The organism is Flavobacteriales bacterium (assembly GCA_013214975.1).
Lineage (GTDB): Bacteria > Bacteroidota > Bacteroidia > DT-38 > DT-38 > DT-38.
On record JABSPR010000167.1, the window covers coordinates 1 to 1,523 of the forward strand.

Sequence of the window (1,523 nt, forward strand, 5' to 3'; positions counted from 1 at the left end):
AACTTGGAGGATGTGGCACAGGTGCTAAAAATTTTAAAGACGGTCGATCTAAAGGCATCAAGGATTGATCTAGACCGTTTTCAATTAACATTTGGATTTTATGATTAATTTTCCCCTCACTATTTAAGAATTTCATCATGGTATCTGGAAATTTTTCTTGCACACAACTACCTAATTGTCCCATATCATATAAATCATGGTTAATCATTATTCCTAAACGCTCTGGAAATTCATCTGTTTGATAACTAAAGAGTTTCATTGTATCCGTATTATTGTTGTAAATCAAAAATAACTTTATTAATAATTTGCACTGCACAGTGAGAATCTTTAATAGTGCCAGAAGATATCCTCACTCCTTCTGGAATACCAAAAGCCACTAAAGACCTTACCACTAATCCATTATCATAACATCTTTTTGTAAATTTAATGGCCTGATCGCCATTGTCAAATATGGCAGTGATAAAATTAGCCGATGTATCAAGAACCTTTATCTTAAATTCACAAAGCCCTTTCGACAAGATTTGCAACGAAATGGCATTTACTCTTACTGTTTCCTTAAGGAAGGCAACATCTTTTAATGCGGCCACTGCGGCCTTTTGTGGTAAAAAACCTGGTTCAAATGGTAATTTAATATTATACAACGTCTCAATAACATGTTCAGAGCCTACCGCAAAACCCACCCTTAAGCCTGCCAACCCATAAGCTTTTGATAAAGTACGTGTTACCACCATATTAGGATAATCAAAACAAAGCCCATTGGGATAATCAACTTGTGATTCCACATAGGTGGTATAGGCTTCATCCAATACGACTAAGATAGATGATGGTATACTATTCATCAGCATGACAATATCAGAAACAGAAAGCAAACTCCCCGTAGGGTTATTGGGGTTCGCTATATAAATTAATTTTGTTTTAGATGTTATTCGTGACACAATTTTTTTTAAATCGTAGGCATAGTTTTTCATAGGAACTTTAATTAATATTCGACCAAGCTTTTGAACACTAACATACCACCCCATAAATGTACCTTCACTAGTTAATACCTCATCTTTTTCTTTGGTAAAAGCCTGTATAATGTAAGCTAAAAGGGAATCCGTGCCATGACCACATACAATATGCTTTCTTTTTATTGAATAAACATTAGCAATTGTATTTACCAACTCAGTTGCTAAAGGGTCACTATAACGATTAATACCACCTAAATCTTGATGCAAGGCATTCACTGCAAGGGGCGAAGGACCCAAGGGGTTTTCATTGGAACCCAAATTAATTTTGGGTATAGCAAGGTCACTAGACTTGAGAGAATAAATAGTTGCGCTCGTCCTATAAGGAGTTAAATTTTTAACAAATGAAGGTATGTTAAGCATAATTCATATCATCCATGATTGTGGGTAATTACGGTCTAAAGTATTCTTTACATGCAGAGTAGGAACCAAAGGCTCGAAAGCGTCTAACATAATAGCAAGTTCTTCAGTGGATGATTTTCCTATTGACTCGGCAATTTTACCCGGCTGAGGCCC

At 35.7% G+C, this 1,523-nt stretch carries 2 protein-coding genes; both read right to left on the bottom strand.

The window, feature by feature from the left end; all coding sequences use genetic code 11:
• Positions 1-259: hypothetical protein (locus HRT72_05975; GenBank protein NQY67254.1), on the bottom strand; the 259-nt coding region annotated here is incomplete at its 3' end.
• Between the two features lie 10 nt (positions 260-269).
• The gene (locus tag HRT72_05980) at positions 270-1,268 is read right to left on the bottom strand and encodes an aminotransferase class I/II-fold pyridoxal phosphate-dependent enzyme (GenBank protein NQY67255.1); all 999 of its coding nucleotides are present in this window, start codon (positions 1,266-1,268) and stop codon (positions 270-272) included.
• Positions 1,269-1,523 lie beyond the last annotated feature (255 nt).